We start from the raw sequence: 18,769 nt of genomic DNA on the forward strand, positions 1-18,769 counted from the left end.
ATAATAAATGATATAATGATTATATCTATTTAAAAAACATCAGAAAGAGGTCATATTTATGGCAAAAGATAAAAAGCTGGTATCTGAGATAACCTCAATGGACGAGGATTTCGCTCAGTGGTATACCGATATCTGCAAAAAGGCAGAGCTTATCGAATATACAAGCGTTAAGGGCTGTATGGTAATACGTCCATATGGTTACGCTATATGGGAAAATATCCAGCATATCCTTGATACTACTTTCAAGGAACTGGGACACGAGAATGTTTGTATGCCGATGTTTATCCCCGAGAGCCTTCTCCAGAAGGAAAAGGATCACGTTGAGGGCTTTGCTCCCGAGGTTGCATGGGTAACTCACGGCGGCAGTGAAAAGCTCGAGGACAGACTCTGTGTACGTCCTACCTCCGAAACTCTTTTCTGTGAGCATTATGCTAATATAGTTCATTCCTACCGTGATCTTCCCAAGCTCTATAACCAGTGGGTAAGCGTTGTACGCTGGGAAAAGACAACACGTCCCTTCCTCCGTTCAAGAGAGTTCCTGTGGCAGGAGGGCCATACTATCCACGCTACAGCTGAGGAGGCTATCGAGGAAACAGAGCGTATGCTCAATGTATACGCAGATTTCTGTGAGAAGTCACTTGCTATGCCTGTTGTAAAGGGCAAAAAGACAGAGAGCGACAAGTTTGCAGGAGCCGTTTCTACTTACGCTATCGAAGCTCTCATGCATGACGGCAAGGCTTTACAGGCAGGTACTTCACACTATTTTGGTGACGGATTTGCAAAGGCTTTCGGCATTGAATATACAGACAAGGAAAACAAGAGAGTAAATCCTCATCAGACAAGCTGGGGCGTAACAACTCGTCTTATCGGTGCCGTTATCATGACTCACGGCGATAACAGCGGACTTGTGCTTCCGCCTGCTGTAGCTCCCATACAGGCTGTTATCGTACCTATCGCACAGCACAAGGAGGGCGTTCTTGATAAGGCAAACGAGCTTCTTAACGAACTCAAGGCTGCCGGCATCAGAGTAAAGCTTGACGACAGCGAGAACTCACCGGGCTGGAAGTTTGCAGAGTACGAAATGAAGGGCGTACCTGTTCGTATCGAGATAGGCCCTCGTGATATCGAGGAAAATCAGTGTATCATAGCTGTTCGTTACAGCGGCGAAAAGAAAACAGTAGCTCTCGGTGATCTTGATGTATACGTAAAGGCACTCCTTGAAAAGGAAATACCTGAGGGTATGTTCAATAAGGCTGCTGAGAACCGTGCAAACAGAACCTACACCTGCACTTCTCTCGACGAGATCACAAAGGCTCTCGAAGAAAAGGGCGACGGCTTCGTAAAGGCTATGTGGTGCGGCGATGAGGCCTGCGAGGACGAGATAAAGGAAAAGACAGGCGTAGGCTCAAGATGTATACCCTTCGAGCAGGAGAATCTTAGCGATAAGTGCATCTGCTGCGGCAAGCCTGCAAAGCACATGGTATACTGGGGCAAGGCTTATTGATAATTGATACGGAGCGTCAGGGGATCTTGGACGCCTTCCGTTAAAGGGGACAAAAACGCAAATAAATCAATGGAAGACCATTGGATTTCATATTTATGATTTTTTGTTTCTCCATATGCAACAAAACATACGCCTGCATTTGTGAGTTGTCACGATGCAGGCGTTATTTGTATAAGTCTTATGAATTATATATCATATCATATCAAAAAGATAGGTGTTATTATTGCATAACACCTATTGACTTTGTAGATATTTTGGTGTAGAATAATATTGACCATCGGTTTTCGGAGGTGAAGACTATAAAAACGGTTGAGATCTTTACGGACGGCGCCTGCAGCGGCAATCCCGGGCCCGGAGGCTACGGAGTGGTGCTGCGCTATAACGGCGTGGAAAAGGAGCTTTCCGGAGGCGACTGCGCCACCACCAACAACAGAATGGAGCTCCTCGGCGTTATTACCGGGCTTTCTGCCCTGAAGGAGCCATGCAGGGTCATACTGACCACCGACAGCAAATATGTGGTGGACAGCGTGACAAAAGGCTGGGTCTACGGCTGGAAGACCAAAGGCTGGATAAAGTCCGACAAAAAGCCCGCACTCAATGTTGATCTCTGGGAGCAGCTGCTGCCCCTGCTGGAAAAGCATGAGGTGAGCTTCAACTGGGTAAAGGGACACGCAGGTCACCCTGAAAACGAGCGCTGCGACCGCCTTGCAGTGGAGCAGCGGGATCTACATTCAAAATAGGAGGCCATACCATTGGAAAAAAGATTCATATACGCGGATAATGCGGCAACTACTGCGGTATCGGAGGAGGTACTCAGTGCCATGCTGCCATACTTCCGCACAGCATACGGAAACGCTTCCAGTATATATAAGCTCGGACGCGACGCCCAGAGAGATGTTGAGCTGGCTCGTGAAAAGGTCGCAAAGGCTCTCGGCGCAGAGCCCAGAGAGATATACTTTACAAGCTGCGGCTCCGAGTCCGATAACTGGGCTATAAAGGGCACCGCGGAGCTCATGGCGAAAAAGGGAAAAAAGCATATAGTTACTTCCGTTTTTGAGCACCATGCTGTCCTTCATACCTGCGAATACCTTGAAAAGCACGGCTATGAGGTGACATACGTTCCCGTAAACGACAAGGGACTCATAGATCCCGAGGACGTCAGAAAGGCTGTCCGAGAGGATACGGCTCTTGTTACCATAATGTATGCAAATAACGAGATAGGCACTATACAGCCTATCGAAGAGATCGCAGCTGTATGCAGGGAAAAGGGAGTCCTCTTCCATACCGACGCTGTGCAGGCTGTGGGACACGTTGATATAGACGTTCATAAGCAGGGCATAGATATGCTGTCTCTTTCGGGACATAAGATACACGCTCAGAAGGGGATAGGTGCCATATATATCCGTAAGGGAATAGTTCTTCCCAATCTTGTCCACGGCGGCGGACAGGAGCGCGGAAAACGCGCAGGTACAGAAAATGTCCCCGCAATAGTGGGACTCGGTGTGGCTATCGAAGCTGCTGTACGCAATACAGCGGAAAAGGCTGCAATTATCATTCCGAGAAGAAATCGTATCATAGACGAGCTGCTGAAGATACCCTATACCCGTCTTAACGGCGACAGGGAAAAGCGCCTTCCCGGAAATATAAACATCTCCTTTGAGGGAATAGAGGGAGAATCTCTCCTGCTCATGCTTGACCTCAACGGTATATGCGCTTCATCTGGATCGGCCTGCACATCGGGCTCGCTGGATCCTTCACACGTTCTTCTTTCTATCGGACTCAAGCACGCTGTGGCTCACGGCTCGCTGAGACTTTCCATCGAGGAGGACGTCTCTGATGAAGATGTTGAATATATAATCGAAACGATTTCTAAGGTAGTGCAAAGACTTCGTTCTATGTCTCCTGTATGGGAGCGCATGATGAAAGGCGAAAAATACGACTAAAAACAACAGGGATGTGAGAATATGGGATTTCTGGACAGTTTAAAAGGCAAGCTTCTTAACAAGGAATCACGCGGTCAGGATATGCTTACTGACGACGAAAAAGAGCTCCGCGAATATGAGGAGTACTATCGTCCGCAGTCCGGAGTCGCAGACGGGACATATGCTGAATTTGTCGTAAGCGATGTGTTCACCATATCAGGAAGAGGCACTGTTGTGGTCGGTACAGTGACCGGCGGTGTTTTCAATGTTGGAGACAGGGTTATCATTGACAGGGGACACAGCGGCACTGTTGAAACAGAGATAGTGGGGATTGAACAATTCCTCAAGGTTTGTAATTCGGTATCCGAAGGAGCAAATGCAGGTTTTATGCTCAAGGACGTTGAAAGAAAACAGATCAGCAGGAACGATATTATCAAAAAGCAGGTCTGAATGGCGAATATTTTACCAAAGGAGTAAGGTTATGTTATACAGCGAAAAGGTTATGGATCATTTCTCAAATCCGAGAAATGTGGGTGAGATTGAGGACGCTGACGGCGTAGGAGAGATTGGCAACGCAAAGTGCGGCGATATAATGAAGATGTATCTGAAAATAGATGACGGTATCATTACCGACGTTAAGTTCAAGACATTCGGCTGCGGTGCAGCTGTGGCAACTTCATCTATGGCTACCGAGCTTATCAAGGGCAAGTCCATCGAGGACGCGCTCAAGCTGACAAATCAGGCCGTGGTAGAGGCTCTCGACGGTCTTCCCGCAGTAAAGGTGCATTGTTCCGTACTGGCGGAGCAGGCTGTAAGGTCGGCTCTTTCCGATTATTACACCAGACAGGGCATTGATCCTCTCCCCATCGTGGGTGAGATAAAGGAACCCGAGGAATAAAGATAAAAGCCTGAAAGCAGTAAAAATGCTTTCAGGCTTTTTTTATCGTTATGATACCGGAGACGGATCATTCTTCTTCTTCGTCATCTTCCTCATCGTGTTCGGACTCTTCATCGTCCTCTTCTTCCTCATCGGATTCCTCATCATCCTCATCCTCATCATCTTCGTCGTCGGAGTCGTCTTCATCATCGTCCTCGGAGTCCATTATTTTGCGGTAATTCTTCTCCTCTTCAGCTTCCTTTGCAAGCTTCTTTGCGGACTTTTCTGCTTTTCTCGCACCTGCTGAAGCTGTCTTTCTGCTGCGCTTCATGAGAGTGAGAGCAAATACGATAACTGCAAGCAGTATGCCTGCCATTATGACGATAAATGCGGTCTTTTTGATGTTCTTGTCGGTTACTGTATAGGCTATACCCTTTCCCTTGGCGTATTTTTCGCCTTCCGAGCCCGAGAATACGCTGAGAGACAGGCCCTGGAGGGGAGTTCTCTGTGAATTCTCAACTGTAACGCCGAAGGCGTCCGTGCCTATGGAGGTCACGCTCTTGGGGATATTTACCTGCTTGAGCTCATTGCAGACCAGAAAGGCGTCGGGGCCAATGGTCTTTACTCCCTCAGGGATAATTGCCTTGTTGAGCTTCATGCAGTATGCAAATGCCTTTTCGTCTATGGTCTTTACTGTTGTAGGGATGTCTATGGTCTCGAGAGCCATATCGAACATGAAGGCTCCGAAGCCTATACTGTTAAGTCCTTCGGAAAGATCTGCCTTTTTGAGACCCGAGCAGTAGCTGAAGGCCTCGTCATTGATGACAGTGACCGAAGAAGGGAAATGCACAGAGGTTATCTGCGGACACATCGAGAAGGCTCCCGAGCGTACAGCCGTAACGCCGCCGGGGATAGTGATCTCTCCCGAGATCTCTGTGGAAGCACGGTGTATTTCTGTCTTGTCCTTGTTCATGAGCATCATATCCTCATAAACGAAGGCGCTGTTTGCCGAAGCGTCTATATCTTTCAGCGATGTCCAGCTTCCGAGGGCATTGTCGCCGATCTTTGTAAGAGAAGCGGGGAGCCTGAATGAGCTTATCTTATCGCACTGATAGAAGGCGTAGTCACCTAAAGAGGTTATGCTGTCGGGAAGATCTGCCGACTGGAGAGAGCTGCACAGAGCAAAGGCATAGGGAGCGATCTCGGTGAGATTGTCCGAAAACTTTACTTCCGTGAGGTTGTCGCACATGAAGAAGGCATGATCTCCCATACTGCTGAGTCTTTTCGGCAGGGTGACTGTTCTGAGAGAGGTACAGCCGTAAAAGGCATTGGCACCTATGGTCGTGATCGAGTCGGGAATGACCAGATCCGAGATGGCAGTGCTGTTGGCAAAAGCACCCTCGCCGATAGCCGTTATAGCTGTACCGTTGCGGACAGAAGGGATACCATCGATTATGGTCGCGCTGCATCTTGTGATGGTATATGTCTTATCGTCGTTGAGTTCGTAATAGAACGAGCCGTCAGTGAGAACGTCGTTGGGACCTTTGAGGTCGTCGGCGGCTGCGCTGAAGGGGATACAGCATATGGCGGTAATTCCCGAAGCAAGCAGAGCAGCAATCTTTCTGAGATCAATCTTCATCTGTTTCTTCTTCCTCCTCTTCGTCCTCAGCCTCTGTCTCATCGGCTTCCTCGTCCTCTTCTTCCTCATACTCGTCTTCTTCGTATTCTGCGTCCTCGTCGTCTTCGCTGTCATCGTCGGAAGAAGCGTTTCCTGCTGCCTCCTCGGCACGCTTTTTAAGACGCTCGGCAGCCCTTTCACGCCTTTCGGCAAGCTCCTTTTCGGCTTTTTTTGCCTTTACCTTCTTGCCGATGATCCTGCCTGCGATCACACCGATGAACAGGAGGAGCATAGCTGCGATAAAGCCTATGAGGTGTACATCGTAATTCTTGCCGAATATCTCCATAGTACCGCCCACCACGTTCATACCCAGAGCGTCGGCGTACTTGTATGCGGTAGAGCCCTTTGGAGCATAGAGCCTGAAATCCTCCATGATGGTATCGGTCTTGCTTGCATCGTCGGAGTTGACTTTTTCCTGGTATATATAGCCGAATGCACAGGCGCCGATATCGTTGACGGATTTGTCGAGACGCAGTGATTTAAGGGCTTTGCAGTTATAGAAAGCCTTTGAGCCTATGGTCTTCAGGGCAGAAGATGTCTTTACTTTTTTGAGATTCTCGCAGTTCTCAAAGGCGAAGTCCATTATACTCTCGGCCGATGAAAGGTCTGCCTCCGTAAGCTCTGCTGCGCCGTAGAATGCGTACTGACCTATTTCCTTTACGTTCTTGGGAAGTGTGAAGCTGCTGCCCTTTCTGGCGGCAGGGTAGGCGATAAGAGTAGTTTTATCGCTGTTGTAGAGTATCCCGTCCTCTGAGCTGTATATTCCGCCGCTGCCGTTTATGGTTATCTCTTCAAGAGATTTGCAGTCGGCGAAGGGCTTGGAATCGTTCCATTCCTTTATGGTGGCTGCGGACTTGAAGGTCTTCAGAGCCTTGCACTTTTTGAGTATGTCCGTGCCTATGGTCTCTGTACCGAGGAACTCGATGCTTTCCAGAGACGAGCAGCTGTCAAAGGCGTTGTCGCCTATCTTCTTTACGCTTGCGGGGATAGTCAGACTGCGGAGAGCCGAACAGTTGTAGAAAGCCATCTCCCTGATCTCGGTAATGGTATCGGGGAGGGTTATCTCGCTTGCCTGACAGGCGCTGAAGCAGGCAGGATATATGGTGAGAATGGTATGTCCGTCCAGTTCAGAGGGAACTGTGACTGCATCATCTGAAGATTTGCACAGGGTGAGCACCGCACCTTCGGAGGTGATGGCGTATTCAAAATCTCCCGAGGAGATCTTCTCCAGCGAGAGGAGCTCCTTCTGTCCTTCAAATTCGGAAGGACTCATGAATACAAAGTTGTTTTTATAGTCGTAATCAGTATCCGAGTCTACTGCATAGAGCTGAGCAGCCGAGCCCTGTGAGCCAACTATGATGAAGCTGTCGTCGGCTACGATACCGTTGGGGCCTGAAGCATAGCCAAAGGCGCAGTAGCCTATGGATACGACGCTGTCGGGGATGATCGCGCTGGTAAGGCCTGTATCTACAAAGGCGTACTGTCCTATCTCCATGAGAGAATCGGGGAAGGTGACCTCTGTAAGGGCTTTACAGCTTGAAAAAGCTCCGCCGTTGATGCTTTCGAGAGTCTCCGGGAATATTATCTCTTCAAGGGAAGAACAGCCCGAAAATGCGTAGGGCTTTATTTCTTCAACGGAGGTTGAGCTGAGGTCGAGCTTTGTGAGCCCTGTAATATCTCCCATGCTGAACTGTCCAATGGTCTTCAGTGACTTTGGGAGGCTGAGCTCGCTGAAATCCGCGTTATAGAAGCAGGCTGTGCCCAGTGTCTCAACGCCCTCGGGAACAGTGAAGCTGTCTCCCTCCTTGCAGTTGGGATAGCATATGAGCCTGTCCTTCTTCTTTGTGTAGAGCACGCCGTCCTCGGAACAGAAGTCATTGCAGCCGTCAGCTACCTTTATTTCCTTCAGGCGCTGGCAGTACATGAAGGGATTCTCTTCTGATATGTAATTTATGGAAGCAGGCAGCTCTATTGATGTAAAGGGAAGGCTCAGCGGATCGTTTCCGAAGGCCATAGGACCCAGCTCGGTGACCTTTTTGCCGTCGATGGTATCGGGAATGACAAGCTTTTCGCCGATGGCTTTGCAATCCTCTATACATACAGTGTCGTCACGGGTGAGCCAATAGGAAAAGTCGCCGCTGACTGTAAGGTTATCATCGGCAACAGCTGTATCTTCCGGCTGATCGTCGGCATGGGAAGCCATAGGCGCAGCCGCAAAGGAAGCGCAGATAAGCAGACTTGCTGCAAATGCTGCTATTTTTTTACGGTCAAACATAAATATTACCCTCTCATTTTTTATGCAGCTCGGAGAGCTGTTAATTCTTATACATTATAGCATAACAGGCGTCATATTGCAACGCATTTCACGCAGTTTTCTTATTTCGCGGGGATTTTTCAGATTTCGTCCATATTTTCGGCAAAAGCTGTCTCTGCCAGTGCTTTGAGTGAAGCGGTGCTGAAAAAGGGCTCCTTTCCGAAGTCCTCAAGGAGCTCCGCCATGTTTTCCACGCTGTATTCGGTCTCCTTGGAGTAGTTCTTTGCGGTCTCCGCGCAGCTTTTCAGTGAGCTGCAGCCGTCCAGGCGGTACAGAGTGCCGATAACGATTATACTGAGGGCTGCGAACTTGGTATAGCCCAGTATTCCGCCGTCGTAGACGCTTTTCAGCAGATAGCGGAAGAGAAAGTACAGCATGAGCCTCCGCAGATACGGTTCATAGTCCCTGCTCACGGGCTGAGCGGAGCCGAGAATGTCCATACGGCTTTTTATGTAGGGCTGCCAGTTTTCGTCGATGGGTTCAAGGCTGTAAAGACAGCCGAATATCTCACGGAGAGCATGGGAGCTGTCGGCTGTGCCTGCGGCCTCGGGGCAGGGAACATCTATGCTCTGCTGTATTTCCGCGGCAATATCCAGACATCGGCACACAGCCTCCGAAAGGGGCATATCCTCACTGCAAAGTATACCGAACATCTCTTCGCGGGCGTTATATACAAGGCTGAAGAGCTCTTCATCATAGCTGCCTGCTGCTTCCTCAAAGGGTATCTCCTCCTCACAGAGAGCAAAAGGCCTTGACAGTATGAGCTCCGCCGCAGCCTCGCAGCACAGTCCTGTACCGCCTTCTTTTACGGTGCCGAACCACTCGTAGTACCGCGGATGGTCGGAGCATATGCGGCAGAGGTTTTCCTCGCCCAGCTCGGTGTAGATATCGCAAAGTCCTTCCATGTTGAGGAAGGGGCAGCGCTCTTCCTCAGTAAGCACAAATGAGCCGTTTTTTATGCTGCTGCGGAGTCTTTCACCGAATTCTCCGTCCACTCTGCTGTAATATTCCGCAGTTTCGGCGTCAATATCTATCTCCCAGCCCTTGCAGCAGCTGTCCTTGCATTCTCCTGCGATACATCTGAAATCGCGGCAGTATGTCGGTGTTCTGTATATCATATATCCTCCCAAAAGCAAAGGGACTGAAATCAGTCCCTTTTTTCCTGTAATATGAATTTGTGTTCCTTTATGAGCTCCGCTCTGTTGAACTCCTCGGGAGTAACAAAGGTGGGAACTATCTCGTGGAGAGCCTCCACAGCTACCTCATTGAGGTTCTCGTTGGCGGCATTTCTGAGCTTTCTCAGCTTTCTGATGAAAACATCGCCATCCAGTGGGATCTGCCTGCCTATGAATATGAGTTCGTTGGAGGTCTTCTGGAGTCCCTCCTCGTCCATAAGCAGCTCTTCCTTCAGCTTTTCGCCGGGACGGAGGCCTGTGAACTTGATCTCAACATCTTTATAGGGTGTCTTTCCGTACATACGGATAAGATTTTCGGCAAGCTTGACGATGTGGACGGGCTTGCCCATATCAAGGACGAATATCTCGCCGCCCTCAGCAATGGCAGCTGCTTCCAGCACCAGACTGACGGCCTCGGGGATCGTCATGAAATAGCGTATTATATCAGGGTGAGTTACCGTAACGGGTTTGCCCGACTCTATCTGTTTCCTGAAAAGCGGTATAACAGAGCCGTTTGAGCCCAGGACGTTTCCGAAACGTGTGGTAACGAATTCGGTGATACCGTCCTTCTGCTGGGAAAGGTACTGGATTATCATTTCGCAGCAGCGCTTTGAAGCACCCATGACATTGGTGGGATTTACCGCCTTGTCGGTGGATATCATAACGAATTTGCGCACCTTGTGGAACTGCGCGAGAGTAGCCACATTGAAGGTGCCTATGACGTTGTTCTTGATAGCCTCCATAGGCGAATTTTCCATGAGCGGAACGTGCTTGTGTGCAGCTGCATGGAAAACTATATCGGGCTTATATTTCGAGAATATGCTGTCCATACGGTAATAATCCCTTACCGATGCGATAAGCACTTTCAGCTCAAGCTCGTCGCCGTAGTCCATCAGGAGCTCCTGCTGGACGTCGTAGGCGTTGTTTTCGTATATATCCACAAGGATTATGCGCTCGGGGCTGTATTTTGCGATCTGACGCACCAACTCTGAGCCTATGGAACCGCCGCCGCCCGTTACCATGCAGACCTTTCCGTAGATGAAGCGGCGTATTTCCTCGTTATCGAACTTAACAGCCGCTCGTCCGAGAAGGTCCTCCACCTTGATGTCGTGCATCTGCGTGAGCAGAGGCTTGTCCTCGTCATCGAATATAAGGTTTCCGATGAAGGGCACGACCTTTACGGGGACATTGGTGCCGGAGCATATATCCAGTATCCTCTTGCGCTCGTCCTCGAGGCAGGAAGGGATAGCAAAGATGATCTGCTCGATGTGCTGCTGATCCACGAATTTTATTATCTCGTTGGTAGTACCGACAACAGTAACGCCCTGTATCTCGGTACCGATCTTGCTCCTGTCGTCGTCGATGATACAGACAGGTCTGTATGCCGCAGAGAGCTGCACATCCTCGTTGTGCGAACACTGGGCATTTTCTATCTCGGTGAGTATCATACGGCAGGTCTGACCGCCGCCCACTATCATGGTGCGTTTCTTTCCGTCCTCGGAGCTTGTCTTTGCAAAGCTTACAAAGCTTTCCTTGAAAAGGTATCTGAAAAGGCATACTCCTATGAGAGTAATCAGCGTATGAAGGCTGACATAGCTCATATTTATCGTTCCCTTGAGAAGATAGACGGAACCTGCCGACATTATGAAGCCGCAGAGGACTCCGTAAAGGCAGGAGAGGTAATCGCGCTTATTGAAAAAGCGCCAGAGCTTGCTGTAAGCTCCGAATACCAGCATACATCCGCAGCAGGTTATAGAGCTTATGGAAAAGCTCATCAGCATATCCGAACGGCTTACTTCCGAATTGATAAAGGACAGCAAGAAATTGGATATAAGTGCTGCTGCGATGACGATAAATGCGTCGGCAAAAGCCAGGACCACTCTTCTGAAACCGAATTTTCCTATTAAATTTTTCAAATCGTTCCCCCCATATCAGCTGCCTTTGGCGGCATACCGATAAAATTCCCCCTTTTTTATCCGCTTATGGTATCGCAAGCGGCAAGAATCCCGATGGTATCATCCACAAAGGGGATCATTCCGTTCGAGGTTTCAAGTATTTCAGGGGCACATTCCTCCTGTAACATATCCCAGTTCGGGCGTCTTGAGCCCGTATTGTGCGCGTCGCTGCCGAAAACTATCCTTTTTTTGTCGCCGGAGAGCTGTTCCATAAGTTTTGTTTCTTCAGGCACGAGGAATGCCTCATTATTGAATTGGAACACAGCGTCGGTCTTCAACAGCTTTTCAAAGTTTTCTTCCGAATAATACTCCATATACCTGTGTATATGAGCGAGTATGACCGTAAGACCGTATTCCGAAGAGATCGCGCTTATCTCTTCAGCCATCCAGTCCTCGAAATCACGGAAGGGGAGCTCGAGCAGTATCATGCCTGTATCCTCTATGGCGAGGCAGTCGATACCGTGGAGCTTTGATATACCGTGCTCAATGGCGACTTCCGCGCCGAGCAGTATATTCTGGATCGGTGAAAGGTCGATGATGCTCTCATAAGCGAGCTCACGCCTTATAAGGTATTCTGACAGGGAGCGCTCTTCGTGGGCGTAGAAATGAGGAGTAGCGATCAGTCTTTCGACTCCCTGCTCTCTCATTATCTCGATCATACCGAGAGAGGTATCGATATCCTGCGCACCGTCGTCGATCCCCGGCAAAATATGGCAATGGTAATCAGTAAGCATATTCAATTGTCATCCTTTTGTTCTTGAGTATAGTGGTTTATAACTGATAAAAGCATATATATTTCTTTGCTTTTGTTAAATATCTGTTCTTGAATGGGCTGCACAGACCATATCCGTTGCAGCGATACTGCTATAATTATATAACAGGTTGTATTGTTTTGTCAATAGGTTACAAAAGTTTAACAATATATTATAATTCTATACATCTGTTTGGTTATGTATATAATGCCCATATAACGAAAATGCAGCTGCATAAAGCAGCTGCATTCGGAGGTCTATTTAAGAAAAACTTCTTAAAAGCTATCAGAGTACTGTGCCTGATGGAACGGGAAGGGAGCTGATCTTCTTGATGAGGAGGAGCTGGATAGCCATAGCGTCGTCACCTGTTACTCCGTCATCACCGTAAACGTCGGCAGCCACACGGCCTGCATCTGAGAGCTGGTACTTGTTGGGGTTAGCAAGACACTGCATGATGAAGATAGCGTCTGCCAGATCTACAACACCGTCGCCGTTAGCGTCGCCGTTTCCTGTGCTCTTCTTCTGGGGAACAGTAGAAGTAGTTGTGGATGTTGTCGACGAAGAAATAGGTGCTGTTGTAGTAGTTGTGGTTGTTGTTGTCTCTGTTGTGGTTGTGGTAGAAGTTGTTGTGGTTACTTCTGCCTTACCGAAGTTGTATCCGTCGAAGTCAACGAGCTCCGGCTGATACCAGATCTGAGCCTCGGCGCTCTGGAGACCTGCGGGGAACTGGCTTACGGGGATTCTGATTGTGAGCTCGCCGTTAGCATCTGTTTTGCCTTCCCACTTGATCTGCTCCCAACCTGTGCCGTTGAAGCCTACACAACCGTTTGTATCTGTATTGGGTTCGCCCTTGATCTTGATGATAAGGTCGTCGCCTGCCTGAGCGTTGTCAAAGCTGATAGGAGTCTTCTTTGTCTTGTCAACAGGAAGCTCAACAGTTACATCGGGAGCTGTAAGAGTAACCATCTTTATGACAGTTGTCTTGCCCGGAGTTTTTGCCTGTATGTGGTTAAGAGTAGAAAGATCTGCGGGGTAAGAACTGGGAACCTGCTTGTCTACAAGGTAGTAAGCAATTCCGTTTTCCTCGTCAACTGTGTAAGGAGATATTGCTGTCCAGTTACCGTATTTTGCGTCTGAAACAGCAACTACAGGAGTATCGCCTGTATACTTGATAGCAACTTCCTTGCCCTTGAGGTCATCCCATGAGATCTCCTTGCCTGGAGTTGAGTCGCCGTATGTTTCTGCGAGAGCAACGTCGATATCTGAATTCTCAAGGAGCAATGTTCCTGCTGAGAGATCCTGATGATCATAGGTAGGCATCTTGCCTTCGCTGCCCCATACGATGGAGGTATCATTCATGATCTCCATCATCTTGTTGATGATAGGAAGGTTGTTCTGGTACCATTCGCCTGTCTCGCGGTTGATATAACCGTGAACCTCACCGGGATTCTGGTTGGGGTTGCTGGGATCCTTCTGCTGTCCGTTATCCCAGAGTACGCAGGGGATACCGTACTTCTTTGTAGTCTCGAAGTACTGAGTTGTCCACTCAACACGAGCCTGTGTGTTGCCAAAGTCTGAGGTACCCATTTCGCCGATTACTACGGGAACATCCTTATTAATGAACATATCACGGAAGTTCTGGAGATTGTAAGCAAGGTCGTTGCTGAACTCCTTTGTGAAGGTGTCGTGGTAAGCACCCTCCTCTGTCTTTGTGTTCATTGTGAAGTTGTAAGGAGTATAAGCGTGGATGGAAACCGCAATGAAGTCGTCATTCTCGGGAAGAACGATCTGGTTGAGGAATGTCTTGTCCGAGCTTGCAACATAGCCGGGGAGCATAAGAAGTCTGGTCTTTGCGTAAGGGCCGTCCATGTTTCTGATGAGCTCTACGAAGTTGGCTTCCAGTCTGTTGATAACGTCTGCTTCCTCGACAGGTGTTGCAGACCACCATTCCCAGGGTGTGTCCATTGCACGGGGCTCGTTCATGCACTCGAAGATGAGGTGCTGATCGTAATCCTTGAATTCTGTTGCTATCTGAGTCCAGAGCTTCATGAGTCTGGGGTTGATATCGTCATAAGCTGTGGCAAGATCGGCTCTGTTGATCCAGTTCTGTTCGTGGTGGACGTTGAGGATAACGTACAAACCGTTGTTGTATGCGTAGTCAACTACCTCGTGAACACGGGCCATCCATGCAGGATCTACGTTGTCGTTAGCGTCGAGGTGCTGGAACCATGTTGTAGGGATACGGACTGTGTTGAAGCCCTTTTCCTTGATAGCCTTGAAGAGAGCCTCGCTTGCCTTGGGGCAGCCCCAGCAGGTCTCTGTCTCAAGACCGGCGCTGTCCAGCGGGATAGGCTTTGAGGGGTCTTTGGGATTAGCCTTCTGAGCGTAAGCATCAAGAGTATTACCGAGATTCCAGCCTACTTTCATGTTTTCGGTGATCTCAAATGCTGTCATTGTTTTGCCTGCTGCATCAGCGATGTCGCCGATGGGAGCAATGCGGAGTGAAGAGAAGAGGCAAGCCGCTGCTGCGGATATGCTTATTATACGCTTCACGTTCTTTGAATTAGTGAACATAATATTCCTCCCTGATATAATAATATTGTTATTTTTCAGAGTCCAGTGCAGAAGACTCTGAAGTTCTTTTACAACTAAAGTTTAGCATAATTACAGAATAAAGTCAAGACGGTTTGTGCAAAATGCAACAAAAGAAGCATAGAATTTATGGCGAAGTATTTAGTATATATGTATAGTCAAATCGCGGTAAATAGGGATAAATGTTGCAACAATATTATTTTGATATAAAATTATTAAGGTATTGTTTATACTATTTCAAATTAAGACAATAGAATAAACATATAAACAAACAATTAATAAAGATAACAGAATATTACTATTTTTTATGCTATTTTACCATGTGGTTTTTTTGCAGCCGAAAACATAAGAAAAGCCCCCGCATCAGCGGGGGCGTGATATTATTTCTTTTTCTTCTTGTTAGCTGCTTTTTTTACGGTTTTTTCCGCTTTGTCGGCAGCATTTTCCGCAAGCTCTTCTGCCTTGTCTTCGATGGCCTCGGCAGCCTCTTCGGCTTTTTCTTCAGCTTCATCCAGGAGCTCGGCAGCCTTGTCGGCTAAGTCCTCGGCATTGTCCTCAGCCTTTGAGATTCCCTCTTTAAGTGAGGCATCAGCGTTCCTGATGAATCTCTCGGCGTCGTTCTCGAACTCTTCCTCGGGCTCCTCATCCGGTGTTTCCACCAGTATCTCAGCTTCCTCGGTTTTTTCGGACTTTTTAGCCTTATCGGTCTTTTTGTCCGTCTTTTCTGCGGCAGGAGCGTTCTTTGACTTCTCCTGATCGGTTTTTTTCTTGTTTTTCTTCTTTACAGCAGAAGCTTCTCTTTCCTTATTGAGCTCCTCGACGATCTCATCTACGGTCTTGTTCTTGAAGAGATCCTTTCTCTTCTTTTCCTCGATGAGGACCTTATTGTGCTTCTTGTCGTACTTACGGAACATAATAAGGATAGCTATGCCGAGTATGAGTGTGAATACACCCATATTGAAGCCGGGAGGAGTATACTTCATGGATACTGTATGATGTCCCACAGGGAGCCTTATACCTATCATCGTACCGAGTACAATGATCTGTCCTTCGCTGCCTGCGGCGTTCTTGAGTACCTTTGTGCCGTCTGCGTTTGTCTCTTCAACAATGAGGTTGTCGATGGTCTTTCCATCCACCTTTACCTCCCAGCCGGGCTCGTAGGGGATAGTTGTCATGAGTATCTGATTTTCCTTGACATCAACATCACCTACAAGGTGACGGTCGTTGGTTTTGGACATATCCAGATTCCACTGATTTTCCTTGAGCTTTGCGATATCCTCTTCAAAAGCAGCCTGATCGAGGTAGTAGAAGTTGAAGCCTGCGTTCTTTCTTACCATGATGTACTCATTGCTTCCTGTGTACTGACCTCCCGAGCCTGTAGGCGGGATAGTGAGTCTGATCTCTACCTGGTCGCCCTCCTTGAAGGGACCCATTCTTACGATAGGTGAGGAGTTGGTGGTGAAGTACTGACCGTAGCCGTCATAAGCCTCGGTGCCTGTCTTCTGACCTCTGTATACTCCGTCTTCGCCCTTTACGGCTACCCATACGTTACACTGCTTTCTCATTTCCGAGCCAAGGTGCATATAGATGTCGCCGTCCTTGGGAACGGTAACGTCAACGTTTACAACCGCGTCGTTAACGCCTGCGAAGGCTTCGTAGCAGTCGTGCATAGTACCTACGCCGTCTCCGTCGGGATCGTTGAAGTAATCGTGGAGATATACCTTTGTATCATCGTAGTTGATGCTGCAATCAAAGGGAACGTAGTACTGTCTGGGATTGAGGTTTGCAAAATCCGTTGTGCTTCCTGCCATAGCGCTGAGGAAGTTGTTGAGGCTGTTGAAGGGGTTGTCGTTTCCGAGACCTACCAGCCTTGTGATGTCGGCGTTTGCCATATATCCGATATTGAGAGCGTTGGGGTTCTCGTATACATCGATATGAGCGGGAACGTCATTATCCTTCTTGTAGGAGGAATCGAATATCCACTTATAAGAAGCGTCAAGGAGATTTTTGCCTGCGCCGTTTCTCTCCGGATCGTCAAGCACGTACTTGATGCCGAGGATAGAGTCAGCAACTGGGTTGCTTCCCTGATACTTTGATTCGAAGCTCTGGGTGAAGTAACCCATAGTCTCAATGAATTTGATAGCTCTTGCGTTCATTACGGAGCTGGAGTGGGATATACCCTTCAGTCCGTAGGCCAGAGGATCGTTTACCATACGGTCATAGGTCTTTTCCGCACGGTAGAAGCCTCCGTCGTATTCTTCCAGCTGCTTTACAACGTCGGGAGCTGTCATTATCTCGGTGTAGGTGCTCTTGTCTGAGTTGCCTACCTCCTTGAATATCTTCCTGAATGAGTCGAAGCAGTTGTAGCCTGTTTCAAATAAAATGAAAACGGACATGAGCACTGTAAGTGCTGTCTTTGCCTTTTTGGTCTTGGAGTGGCTGTACATATATACGCCGATAAGGTAGATAGCGCCAAGTATGAGACCGAAGGCAACAGTGCCCAGCCAGAGCTCGTCCCAGCTTTCGCTTCCACGGTTCATCTTGTCCTTATAGGGCAGGATGGCGACGTACTTGTATTTTTCCTCGTTGTAATCGAATTTCTTCATCATCGCGCAGAACGCAGCGGTAAGGCCGCCCACGGTGACTGCGGATATGCCGATGCTGGGCAGCGACAGCTTGTAGCCGTCCAGATGGGAGAATATATCGGCTGCCATAGATACCAGCACGAATGAGAGCAGGAATGAGTATCTGTAAGGGAGCCAGTTAGGATCCTGACCGCCGTGCCACATCATATTGATGGGCTTTACGTACATACTGAAGAGCAGTATGAATGCAAGGATACCGTAGCCGATCTTTTTGTTGCGCTTGATCTTCTTGTTCATGAAGAACAGAGGGATAAGCACGAAGGTGAGAACGCCGCAGTATATCTCGGGGCGTCCGTAGAAGCGTGTACCTTCATCAACGTTAACCGAGTAGTACTGGTTGGGGAGCAGACAGGGCACCAGCTCAAGGGGATTGAACATTGCCTTGTAGCTGTAATCGGGGACTGAGAAGTCGAATTTACCCAGTGCAAGCGCATTGTATACGGGAAGTATCATAAACAAGCTGCACATGAGCACTACGACTGTTGAGATTATCATGGTGCCGAGAGTCTTTCCGAATTCCTCTATGCCCTTGAATTTTCTCTTTGTGCCGAAGAATACATAGTAGAGGAAGTACAGGGCGATGAATATTGCTATCATGAAGCCGATATAGAAGTTGGCAACGAACATTATCGCTGTGGGTATGATGTAATTCAGCTTTCTTCCGTCATCGACCAGATATTCCACGCCGAGGATTATCAGCGGCAGGAATACGGGACCGTCTATCCACATGGGATCTATGAGCTGTATAACTACGTAAGCCATCATAGCGTACATAGTAGAGAACATAATGGACTGAAGCGGCTTCAGGTTCTTGGATTTCTGTGCGTATATGCAGAAGGTGAGACCTGCCGAGCCTACCTTTGTCATCTGCATGAGCATCATGCTTTCGAGTATCATCTTCCTTGGCAGGAGCATGATTATAAGGGTGAAGGGACTTGCGAGATAGTAGCCTATGACACCCATGAAGCCGCCCGAAAGGTTTCGGCTCCAGCTGTAGAATGCACTTCCGCCTCCCCAGAAGTCTCTTCTGAGAGCTTCAAAGTAGTAGATGTACTGACCGTTAAGGTCGAGGGTGAGTACCGAACGCTCACCGAAGGGGTAGACGTCAAAGCCGATGTACGCAATGAGCGTAAGCAGGAAAGGGATGAGGAAAGCCGCTATATAGTATAAAGGCTTGATTTTTTTCCCTCTCTTTTCGGCTATAATGTCTGCGGCAGTAACGGCAGGCCTGGTGCTGCCGATCTTTTTGCGGGCAGCAGTGTTTTTTGTTGCAGTGCCCGTAGCTTTTGACTTAGCCAATTTTGTTCCTCCTTTGTGTCGGGACGATAAGACATAGTTCCCGATTTTATACTATT

The 18,769-nt window shown here is 48.4% G+C and carries 12 protein-coding genes; 5 read left to right on the forward strand and 7 right to left on the reverse strand.

The features are described 5' to 3' along the window. The first annotated feature begins 58 nt into the window (after positions 1-58). From proS to nifU, 5 genes are all read left to right on the forward strand, one after another. A complete protein-coding gene (gene proS / locus RF007C_RS09900; RefSeq protein ID WP_037299510.1) occupies positions 59-1,504 on the forward strand; it encodes a proline--tRNA ligase in 1,446 nt (481 codons plus the stop codon). 299 nt (positions 1,505-1,803) lie between these two features. Beyond that, entirely contained in the window at positions 1,804-2,244 is a 441-nt protein-coding gene (gene rnhA / locus RF007C_RS09905) for a ribonuclease HI (RefSeq protein ID WP_037299755.1), read from the forward strand. 12 nt (positions 2,245-2,256) lie between these two features. Next, the gene (gene nifS / locus RF007C_RS09910) at positions 2,257-3,447 is read left to right on the forward strand and encodes a cysteine desulfurase NifS (RefSeq protein WP_037299512.1); all 1,191 of its coding nucleotides are present in this window, start codon (positions 2,257-2,259) and stop codon (positions 3,445-3,447) included. A gap of 21 nt (positions 3,448-3,468) precedes the next feature. Next, a complete protein-coding gene (locus RF007C_RS09915) occupies positions 3,469-3,876 on the forward strand; it encodes an EF-Tu/IF-2/RF-3 family GTPase (protein WP_019680192.1) in 408 nt (135 codons plus the stop codon). Positions 3,877-3,907: 31 nt separating this feature from the next. Further along, positions 3,908-4,324 carry a Fe-S cluster assembly scaffold protein NifU gene (nifU, locus tag RF007C_RS09920; RefSeq protein WP_037299515.1) on the forward strand — a complete coding sequence of 139 codons (417 nt, stop codon included), beginning with the start codon at positions 3,908-3,910 and terminating at the stop codon, positions 4,322-4,324. Between the two features lie 67 nt (positions 4,325-4,391). Here nifU and RF007C_RS09925 read toward each other — a convergent pair whose 3' ends face one another. From RF007C_RS09925 to RF007C_RS09955, 7 genes are all read right to left on the reverse strand, one after another. Next, positions 4,392-5,942: a leucine-rich repeat domain-containing protein gene (locus RF007C_RS09925; protein ID WP_037299518.1), complete on the reverse strand. Its 1,551-nt coding sequence runs from the start codon at positions 5,940-5,942 to the stop codon at positions 4,392-4,394. Next, on the reverse strand, positions 5,932-8,256 hold the full coding sequence (locus tag RF007C_RS17275; RefSeq protein ID WP_037299520.1) for a leucine-rich repeat domain-containing protein: 2,325 nt from the start codon (positions 8,254-8,256) through the stop codon (positions 5,932-5,934). Before RF007C_RS17275 ends, RF007C_RS09925 begins: the two co-directional genes overlap by 11 nt. A gap of 119 nt (positions 8,257-8,375) precedes the next feature. Beyond that, positions 8,376-9,413 carry a flagellin lysine-N-methylase gene (fliB, locus tag RF007C_RS09935; RefSeq protein ID WP_037299523.1) on the reverse strand — a complete coding sequence of 346 codons (1,038 nt, stop codon included), beginning with the start codon at positions 9,411-9,413 and terminating at the stop codon, positions 8,376-8,378. 29 nt (positions 9,414-9,442) lie between these two features. Further along, positions 9,443-11,386 (reverse strand): polysaccharide biosynthesis protein, encoded by a 1,944-nt coding sequence (locus RF007C_RS09940; protein ID WP_051456617.1) that lies wholly within the window; start codon positions 11,384-11,386, stop codon positions 9,443-9,445. Between the two features lie 56 nt (positions 11,387-11,442). Further along, positions 11,443-12,159, reverse strand: coding sequence for a CpsB/CapC family capsule biosynthesis tyrosine phosphatase (locus RF007C_RS09945; protein ID WP_193385755.1), 717 nt, complete (start codon positions 12,157-12,159; stop codon positions 11,443-11,445). A gap of 303 nt (positions 12,160-12,462) precedes the next feature. Next, entirely contained in the window at positions 12,463-14,751 is a 2,289-nt protein-coding gene (locus RF007C_RS09950) for a cellulase family glycosylhydrolase (RefSeq protein ID WP_037299526.1), read from the reverse strand. A 398-nt stretch (positions 14,752-15,149) separates the two neighbouring features. Next, entirely contained in the window at positions 15,150-18,713 is a 3,564-nt protein-coding gene (locus tag RF007C_RS09955) for a YfhO family protein (protein WP_037299528.1), read from the reverse strand. Between the last annotated feature and the right edge of the window lie 56 nt (positions 18,714-18,769).

Source organism: Ruminococcus flavefaciens 007c, from assembly GCF_000571935.1.
GTDB classification, from domain to species: domain Bacteria; phylum Bacillota; class Clostridia; order Oscillospirales; family Ruminococcaceae; genus Ruminococcus; species Ruminococcus flavefaciens_F.

Excerpts from the sequence above, each read along its gene's own strand:
- RF007C_RS17275 (WP_037299520.1), bottom strand. The coding sequence starts at position 8,256 with ATGTTTGACCGTAAAAAAATAGCAGCATTTGCAGCAAGTCTGCTTATC.
- RF007C_RS09950 (WP_037299526.1), bottom strand. The coding sequence starts at position 14,751 with ATGTTCACTAATTCAAAGAACGTGAAGCGTATAATAAGCATATCCGCA.
- nifU (WP_037299515.1), top strand. The coding sequence starts at position 3,908 with ATGTTATACAGCGAAAAGGTTATGGATCATTTCTCAAATCCGAGAAAT.
- proS (WP_037299510.1), top strand. The coding sequence starts at position 59 with ATGGCAAAAGATAAAAAGCTGGTATCTGAGATAACCTCAATGGACGAG.
- RF007C_RS09945 (WP_193385755.1), bottom strand. The coding sequence starts at position 12,159 with ATGCTTACTGATTACCATTGCCATATTTTGCCGGGGATCGACGACGGT.
- fliB (WP_037299523.1), bottom strand. The coding sequence starts at position 9,413 with ATGATATACAGAACACCGACATACTGCCGCGATTTCAGATGTATCGCA.
- RF007C_RS09915 (WP_019680192.1), top strand. The coding sequence starts at position 3,469 with ATGGGATTTCTGGACAGTTTAAAAGGCAAGCTTCTTAACAAGGAATCA.
- RF007C_RS09925 (WP_037299518.1), bottom strand. The coding sequence starts at position 5,942 with ATGAAGATTGATCTCAGAAAGATTGCTGCTCTGCTTGCTTCGGGAATT.